Consider the following 8,658-nt stretch of genomic DNA (forward strand, 5'->3'; position numbering starts at 1 on the left):
GCTCCTATCTGGCATCCTGCAGCACCAGGTCTGCGCCCCGCTCTCCGATCATGATCGCCGGGGCATTGGTGTTGGACGACGGGATCTCGGGGAAGACCGAGGCGTCGATGACCCGCAGCGCCTCGACCCCGCGGACCCGAAGCTGCGGATCGACGACGGACTCGGCATCGTTGCCCATGCGGCAGCTGCCGACGGTGTGCCACGCGGTCTGCCCACTGCGCCGGACATAGTCTATCAGCGCCGCGTCGCTGGCGGCCTCGCGGCCCGGCTGATCCTCGCGCACGATGACCTTGCCGAAGGCCGGCGTTTCAGCCAGCCGGCGGATCAGCCGAAGGATGCGCAGCGCGCCGGCGGCGTCGTCGGGATGGTCGAGATAGTTCGGCTGGATCGCCGGAAGCTCCAGCGGATCGCTGCTGCGGGCATGAACCGAGCCGCGCGATTTCGGCAGCAGCAGGAAGCCGCCCACGGTGAAGCCCGAGAACGGGTCAATGCCGCCGGACTTGCTGCGCGAATAGCGGTCCTTGCCGCTGATGAGGTAGAGCCGGATCATCACGTCGGGGGCGGTGAGTTCGGGAGAGGAGCGGGTGATGGCGTGCGCGGTCGAGGATGTGCCGGCCAGAAGCCCGCTGCGCCCGAAGACATAGCGCAGGCCCGACATCATCCGGTAGGCCGGATTGCTCATGATGTCGTTGATGGTGCGCTGGGTATTCGTCTCGAAGGTGCGGCGGACCTGTAGGTGGTCCGACAGGTTCTCGCCCACCGCGGCCAGGTCGTGCAGCACCGGCAGGCTGAGTGCGCGCAGGCGTCCGGCATCGCCGATGCCCGAAAGCTCCAGCAGCTGCGGCGATAGGATCGCGCCGGCCGAGAGCAGCACCTCGCCCGAGGCGCGGGCGGTGTGGCGGGCGCCGTTGCGGTCGTATTCGACCCCGACGGCGCGCTTGCCCTCGAACACCACGCGGCGCACCCGCGCGCCGGTCTGCACCTGAAGGTTCGGGCGCTTCTCGGCGCTGCGCAAATAGGCCACAGCGGTGGACCAGCGCCGGCCCATATGGGCGGTCTGCTCCAGATAGCGCACGCCTTCATAACTGACGGCGTTGTAGTCCGACGTCGGCGCGACGCCGAGTTCGGTGAACCCTTCGATGAAGGCATCCGACAGCGGGTCGCGCATCCGCACGCCAAGGTCGGTGATCCGTACAGGGCCATCCTTGCCGCGGCCTTCATGCGTGGAATAGGCGTTCGACTCGAGCTTGCGGAAATACGGCTCCACATCGCTCCAGCCCCAGGTCGGCAGGCCGTCGCGGGCCCAGCCGTCGAAGATCGCCGGATCGCCCCAGATATAGGCCATGCCGTTCACTGCGCTGGACCCGCCCAGCACTCGGCCCCGGGGGGAATAGATCTGTAGCCCGTCCATGTGCGACTGCGGCTCGGACCGGAACGGCCAGACATAGCGTTCGTCCGTCAGCAGCTTGCCGACGCCGAGGGGGATGTGGAGCCAGACGTTGCGGTCGCGCCCCCCGGCCTCGAGCAGCAGCACCCGGTGGCGCCCGCTCTCGGTCAGCCGGGCGGCGAGCGCCGCGCCGGCCGACCCCGCGCCGACGATGATGTAGTCGAAGTCGTCCGCCATCGCTCAGGCCTTCGCGCGATGCTGGAAGGAATCGCGGCGGAAGCTGTAGAGCGCCGCCGGATCGACCATCACGTCGATCACCGCGGGCTTGCCGCAGGCCAGCGCCGCCCGCACGGTTTCGGCCAGATCGCACAGCCGGTCGACGCGATATCCCTTGGCGCCGTAAAGCTCGGCGACCTTGTCAAAGGGCGGATTGGTGAGGTCGGCACCGATATAGCGCTCGCCGAAGAAGTCGCGCTGATACGCCTTCTCGGCGCCCCAGCAGCCGTTGTTCATCACTACGGTGACGGTGTTGATGTTATAGGCCACGGCGGTCGCCAGCTCGGAAATGGTCATGCCGAAGCCGCCGTCACCCATCAGGCTGATCACAGGGCGATCCGGGCAGGCCAGCTTGACCCCCAGCCCGCAGGCGAAGGAAAAGCCGACAAGCCCGAAGTCGAGCGGCGTGAACAGGCTGCGCGGACGGTCGAAGTTCAGCGCATCGGTGGCCTGCAGGCAGAGCGTGCCGGCATCCATGGTGATCGCGGTGCCGGCGGGCATCGCCGCGCGCAGTTCGTGGAACAGCCCCGAGGGCTGCATCGGATGCGCGTCCATGTCGGCATCGGCATCACGCTTGCGCAGGTATCCGGCGCGCTCGGTCCGGAATGCGCCGCTCCATTGCTCGACCTCGGCGCGGGCGTCGAGATTGCCGAGCGCCGCGGTGATCTGGCGTGCGGTCGTGGGCGCGTCGGACCAGATCCCGAGCGAGATCGGGAAATAGCGGCCCAGCGCGGTTGGCTCCTGCTCCACCTGGATGATGCGGGCATCGCGATTGATGTTGTCGTAGGAATAGAACGTCGAATTGAAGCCGAGCCGGGTGCCGAGCGCGAGGATCACGTCGGCCTCCTTGACCAGACGCGAGGCGACGGGATTGCCGCGCGGGCCCATCTGGCCGGCATTCAGCGGGTGGCCGAAGGGGATCGCGTCGCCATGACCGGGCGAGGTCACGACCGGCGCGTTCAGCCGTTCGGCCAGTGTCAGCGCCTGATCGGCGCCGAGCGTGTTCTTGATGCCGCCGCCGGCGACGATGACGGGCCGCTTTGCGCCGCGCAGCATTTCGGCCGCCGCCGCGACGGCATGTTCGGGCGCCGCCGATACCACCTCGGGGCGGTACGCCTTGGGGTCCTGCATCGGCTCGTAATCGGCGGTCCTCGACAGGATGTCGCGCGGCAGGTTCAGTTGCACCGGCCCGCGCCGGGGCGCCAACGCGGTGCGGAACGCCTCGCGCATCATTTCGGGCACGCGAGCGGTGTCGGTGACGGTCCAAGTCTTCTTGGTAATCGGCCGGAACAGTGCCTGCTGGTCGACCTCCTGAAACGCGTCGCGATAGACATGGCCCGAGGCGAGCGATCCGGCCAGCGAGACCACGGGGGAATAGGCCGCCGCGGCCTGGGCGAGGCCGGTCACCAGATTGGTGGCGCCGGGCCCGTTCTGGCCGGCCAGGATCACCCCGGCGCCGCCGCTGGCGCGGGCATAGCCGTCGGCTATGTGGGTGCCCGTGCGTTCGTCGCGCACGCCGACGAAGTCCAGCCCCTCGGCGTCGTAGAGCGCATCGAACATCTCCATCGTCGCCGAGCCGATCAGCCCGAAGATGTGTCCGACCTTCTCGGCCCGGAGTGCTGCTACGGCGGCTTGTCCGCCCGACATCTCAGTCATGGTGGCCCTTCTCAATAGTGATTCGATGCGTTCCCCACCAAGCTCTAACATGAGATTTAGATTGTTCACAACAATTCAGATAGGCCTTATAAAGTCGCATTATATGATTATAAATACATACTGAGATGTAATACCTCTAATCAAAATTGTTCACAAATATGTTGACAGAAAGGCGATATCCGTGTCCATCCTTGCACCGTCGGCGCCGCTGGAGGGGCATCGCCACGCATTCTGGGAGGAACGCATGCGCAAGATCATCACATCGGCCGTCCTCGGCCTCGTCGCCGCGACCGCCGGCGCCGCCGGGGCGCAGGACCGCCCCGGGAACGTCACCATCGGCGCCGCCTCGGTGGGCGGGACCTATTACGTCTGGGCGACGGGCCTGTCCTCGGTCCTGACCAACGGCATGGACCTGAACGCCAATGTCGAGGTGACGGGCGGCCCGCTGCACAACATCCAGCTGGTCGATTCCGGACAGATGACTCTGGGCCTGTCCACCGCAGCCCCAGCCTACGAGGCGTTCAACGGGCTGGAATGGGCCGGCGGCCAGTCCTTCCAGAACATCCGCGCGATCCTGCCCATGTATCCCAGCTATTTCCACTGGTGGGGCCCGACCTCGGCCGGCGTGACCTCGCTGCAGGACATGAACGGCAAGGTGGTGGCGCTGGGCCCCAAGGGCGGCACGCCCGATGCCTACGGCCGTCGCATCCTCGAGTTCATGGAGGTGGAGCCGAGCCGCATCGTCAATGTCGGCTTCTCGGACGTCACCGGACAGCTGCGCGACGGGCTGGTCGACAGCGCCCTGAACGCCGCCGGCATCCCGCACCCTTCAGTGCTTGAAAGCGAATCCACCGGACCGATCGACATCGTCGGCGTGCCGGCGGACGAGGCGGCGCCGTTCATCGAGAAGTATCCGTATTTCGCCACCGCGGTGATCCCTGCCAGCACCTATTCGACCCTCGAGGAGGATCTCGAGACGGTGACGCTGTGGAACTTCCTGATTGCCAACAAGGACCTGTCCGAGGACTTCGTCTATGACGTCGTGAAGACGGTGTTCGACAACCGGCAGGCGATGATCGAGACGCACCGCTCGTCCGAGAACATCCTGCTCGAGAACATCGACAAGATCACCATCCCGCTGCATCCGGGAGCCCTGCGCTATTACCGCGAGCAGGGGGTCGAGGTGCCGGACCGGCTGGTCCCGCCCGAAGCCGGCTGAACCGTCCCTGAGACGGCCCTGATCCGGTGCGGGGCGCGTCCGCGCACCGGTCTTTGACCTTTCCCCTGATCCACCAGCCCGAGGGAGCCGCCAGATGAGCGACACGGTCCCGCCGCACGATCCCGCCGAGGCGCCGCCCGAAGGGCGCATCCCCTGGCTCGCCGCCGTGGCGGCTGCGGCGGCGGTCGCCTATCTGGGCTTCCACGTCTTCGTGCTGACCGCATGGCCAATGGCGCCGCTGCTGTTCCGCGGCTGGCACGTCGGCGGCATCGTGGTGATCGCCTGCCTGCTGTGGTTGTCCGACGGCACCCGCTGGCGCGAGATCGGGGCGCTGGTGCTGCTGGGCGTGGGAGGGCTGGCGGCGACGCTGTACCTGACGCTACACGTCAACCAGATCGAGATGCGCGCAGGCGTCCTGCCCACCACGCTCGACGTCGTCTTCGCGACGGTGCTGATCCTCACGGTGCTCGAGATCACGCGCCGTGCGGCCGGACTGCCCATCGTGCTGCTCTGCGTCACGTTCATCTGCTACGCGCTCTGGGGCAACCACCTGCCGCAGCCCTTCACCCATGCGGGTTATTCCTATCCGCGGATGTCAACGTTCCTGTTCACCACCAACGGCATCTTCGGGATCCCGGTCGGGTCCTCGGCGACGTTCATCTATTTCTTCATCATCTTCGGCACGCTCTTGTCGATGTCGGGGGCAGCCGACTTCATGATGCGGCTGGCGCTGCGGCTGAGCGGGCGGGCGCGCGGCGGGCCGGCCAAGGTCGGGGTCGTCGCCAGCGGCTTCTTCGGCATGATCAATGGCACCTCGGCGGGCAACGTGGCGGCCACCGGGGCGATCACCATCCCGATGATGAAGCGGTCGGGCTTTCGGCCCGAATTCGCCGGCGCGGTCGAGGCGGTGGCGTCCTCGGGCGGGCAGATCCTGCCCCCGGTGATGGGCGCCGCGGCCTTCCTAATGATCGAGATGACGGGGATCCCCTACAACCAGATCATCCTGTCCGCGGCCGTCCCGGCGGCGCTCTACTTCCTTTCGGTGTTCCTGATGGTGCATTTCGAGGCGGTGAGGAAGAACATCGGCTCCGGCACCGGGATGGAGATCCCGACCCTGCGCGAGCTGCTGCGCGAATGCTATTACATGCTGCCGCTGGTGGTGCTGATCGTGTCGCTGCTGGGCTTCGGATCGTCGATCATCCGCGCCGCGCTGCTGTCACTGGCGACGACGCTGCTGATCAGCCTGGTGCGGCGCGCCACCGCGATCGGGCCCCGCCGCATCGTCGAGGCCTCTGTCGCCGGCGCCCGCGGCACCGTTTCGATCGCCGCAACCTGCGCCGCGGCGGGCATCGTCATCGGCGTGCTGAACCTGACCGGACTAGGCGTGAAGCTGGCCAGCATCATCCTGTCGCTGACCGACGGCGTGCTCTGGGCGACATTGGTGGTAACGATGATCGTGACCATCGTGCTGGGCATGGGCATGCCGACGGTCGCCGCCTATGCCATCACCGGCACCGTGGTCGCCCCCGCCCTGATCCGGCTGGGGGTGGAGCCGATGGCGGCGCACCTCTTCATCCTGTTCTTCGCCTCCCTCTCGGCGATCACGCCTCCGGTCGCGCTGGCCTCTTACGCCGCGGCGGCGGTGGCGCAGGCGAAGGTGACCGAGCTCAGCCTGCTGGCCGTGCGGCTGGGGCTGGCGGGCTTCGTCATTCCCTTCATCTTCGTTTATCACCCGGGCCTGCTGCTGATCGGCAGCTGGGACGAGATCGCGCTGGCGATGCTGGCAGGCGTCGGGTCGGTGGTGCTGATGTCGACGGCGATCCAGTTCCAGTCGCGCAACACCTTCATTCGGGTCGCCTTCGCCGCGTCGGCTTTGCTTTTCATCCTGCCCTTGCCTATGACAACCGGACTGGCGGTGCTGGCCGGGCTCTGCACACTGATGATGCAGGCCGGCCCAGGTTGGCGCCGCCGGTGCCAAACCTTCGCCGACCGAGGATCAGCAGAGTGAAAAACGCGGTGCGGTCATCGTCCGTCTCTCTCGCCGCGCGCGACGAGCCGGGAAAGCGCGGCGCGCCGCGGGTGTTCCGGATCACCGAAGTCCTGCAGGAGAAAATCGCGAGCCAAGACCTCCGCGCCGGCGCGCGCCTGCACGAACAGGCGCTGGCCGAGGAGTTCGGCACGTCGCGTACCGTCATCCGCGAGGTTCTGGGCTGGCTCGAGCAGCGCAGCCTGGTGGAGCGTGTTCCCAATCGCGGTGCCTTTGTGAAGGGTCTAAGCGAGAAGGAAGTGCTGGAAATCTTCGACATCCGCGAATGGCTGGAATCGCTGCTGACGGTAAAGGCGACCGAAAAGGCGCCCGACGGTCACTGGCAGCGCTTTCTCGATGCCTTCAGCGACCCCCTGCGCGAACAGATCGCGGCCGAGAGGATTGACGTCTACAACGCCAAGCTCGAGGAACTGCGGCAGGAGACGGCACGGGTTGCCGACAACGAGATCGCCAACAGCTTCATCTATCACGTGCTGGACCGGGCCCGCGTCATCAAGATCCGCATCACTCTGCTGCCGGGCCGCGCCGAGCGCGGGCGCGAGCTGCACCTGCAGATGCTGCGCTGCATGGCGGCCCGCGACACAGAAGGCGCCGAGCGGTTCAAGCGCGACATCATCTCCTCTGCGCGCGAACTGTTCCGCAAGTACAAGCCGCTGATCCTCTAGTACCGCCGCCACGGGGTCGGCGGACTTGGGAACGTCGATGGAGATCGTGCCCGCCGGTGTGTCGATGCGCTTGGGCTTGTAGCCGTTGGCGTAGCCCCTCCGCTCGGACGTCCGCTCGTAGAGACCCGCGCCGAGAAACCGCTCGCGCTCGATCCGCATGGCCAGCTCGAAGGCCCGCGCGAAGACCGTGGCGATGTCGCCGGGCCCGTGCTCGATCAGATGTTCCAAGAGCGCCTCGACCGTCCTATCCTGCTGCCTGTCCATTCGCCGTTCTCCATGGTCGTGTTGCAACTCCATGGAATACCAGAATGGATCGCCCCTGCTGGGGCCGGCCCCGGCGGGGGCGCGCGGTGCCCGCGCAAATCAAATTTCCAGACGTCAGGTTACAGTACCATCCCGAACGCCGGGCGAAAGCCGACCTTCGATAGGCTGCGCCGAAGGGCAGCTCCGTCTAAGGTTTGTGGCTGCTGGATGCTTGCCATTCATCGGCGATAAACCTGACAAGGAGGAAAGCGCGGGCGGAGTTCGGTGCTATGGGTATTGTGGCTCAGGTCTTCGTCGGTGGACGGGCCGAACTACGAGTTCCATTGGAGCGAGCGGAACAGGTCCTTCGATCTTTCCGGTTGGGTTTCGTGGATCGGGGTGCATTTCTGTCAGCACGGACCCGTCGCGGCGCAGGTTCTGACGGATCGGCCACGGTGATGGGTCCGGCGCCTCGGGATCACAGGGCCGGGTGTGACGGGTGGATCATGCGGCATCCTCCCACGGCGGCGCACGGGACTGCGGGGGCCGGGGCCCGGAGCGGCTTCGAGAATGCGCACAACCTCCTCGGCGCTGAGCACCACCGGGATCTTCTTTGCCAGACGCTGATACTGCATATGGCGCTTGTCCTGCACTGCCGACCTTCAAGCGTTGCGTAGCGAACGACCGCTCCCCCAACCCTTTACGAAAGGTGCCTTTCGTAAAGAGTACATCAGAAGCGAGCGTTCGCTGCATCGACCCGAGGGGCCGATTCAAATCGGCGTTTCAAGAGGCATAGGCTTATGTCACGCTGCTAGGTTGCTCTTGATCAATCTGTTCGACGATGCAGTTTGCCCGCTCGTACAGCTCGTCAAACGTAATGATTTCAGGGGCTCGCATGTTTCGCCGATACAGTTCGAAGCAAGCTACCTTGTCGTCGTTCCCTCGCAACTCGGCTTGGTCGCCGACCACGAGGTAGGATCTCGGCTCGACGGCATAGATCGGATCGCCCGCATCTGTACCGTACTCGTCTTTCGGCGTAATTCGAAACCGATCACGGGTGAAGTCATGCGTAGTCTTCTGCGCTTGAGTCGTATCCGTCCGTTGTGACTGCTCTGACGGTGAGCCTCTGCTGTCGATAATGTCCATGATCGATAATGGACATCTT

Annotated in this window: 6 protein-coding genes and 1 pseudogene; 3 read left to right on the forward strand and 4 right to left on the reverse strand. The window is 65.9% G+C overall.

The genetic code is table 11. The features are described from left to right. Positions 1 to 4: 4 nt before the first annotated feature. Both Q1A87_RS19005 and Q1A87_RS19010 read right to left on the reverse strand, forming a co-directional pair. Entirely contained in the window at positions 5 to 1,624 is a 1,620-nt protein-coding gene (locus tag Q1A87_RS19005; RefSeq protein WP_299655050.1) for a GMC family oxidoreductase N-terminal domain-containing protein, read from the reverse strand. Between the two features lie 3 nt (positions 1,625 to 1,627). After that, complete coding sequence (locus tag Q1A87_RS19010; protein ID WP_299655053.1) at positions 1,628 to 3,319, reverse strand: thiamine pyrophosphate-binding protein; 1,692 nt, start codon at positions 3,317 to 3,319, stop codon at positions 1,628 to 1,630. Positions 3,320 to 3,563: 244 nt separating this feature from the next. Between Q1A87_RS19010 and Q1A87_RS19015 the strand changes: the two genes are divergently transcribed. From Q1A87_RS19015 to Q1A87_RS19025, 3 genes are all read left to right on the forward strand, one after another. After that, positions 3,564 to 4,538, forward strand: coding sequence for a TAXI family TRAP transporter solute-binding subunit (locus Q1A87_RS19015; RefSeq protein ID WP_299655056.1), 975 nt, complete (start codon positions 3,564 to 3,566; stop codon positions 4,536 to 4,538). A 94-nt stretch (positions 4,539 to 4,632) separates the two neighbouring features. After that, positions 4,633 to 6,546 (forward strand): TRAP transporter fused permease subunit, encoded by a 1,914-nt coding sequence (locus tag Q1A87_RS19020; protein ID WP_299655059.1) that lies wholly within the window; start codon positions 4,633 to 4,635, stop codon positions 6,544 to 6,546. A gap of 71 nt (positions 6,547 to 6,617) precedes the next feature. After that, entirely contained in the window at positions 6,618 to 7,250 is a 633-nt protein-coding gene (locus tag Q1A87_RS19025) for a GntR family transcriptional regulator (protein ID WP_299655062.1), read from the forward strand. A gap of 33 nt (positions 7,251 to 7,283) precedes the next feature. Here the strand turns inward: Q1A87_RS19025 and Q1A87_RS24270 are convergent. Together Q1A87_RS24270 and Q1A87_RS19030 are read right to left on the reverse strand one after the other, a co-directional pair. After that, positions 7,284 to 7,547, reverse strand: a pseudogene (locus Q1A87_RS24270) (transposase); the annotation flags it as partial. A gap of 744 nt (positions 7,548 to 8,291) precedes the next feature. After that, on the reverse strand, positions 8,292 to 8,658 hold a 367-nt coding region (locus tag Q1A87_RS19030; protein WP_299655065.1), incomplete at its 5' end, for a Shedu anti-phage system protein SduA domain-containing protein.

It is taken from the genome of uncultured Jannaschia sp. (assembly GCF_947494055.1).
GTDB lineage: Bacteria > Pseudomonadota > Alphaproteobacteria > Rhodobacterales > Rhodobacteraceae > Jannaschia.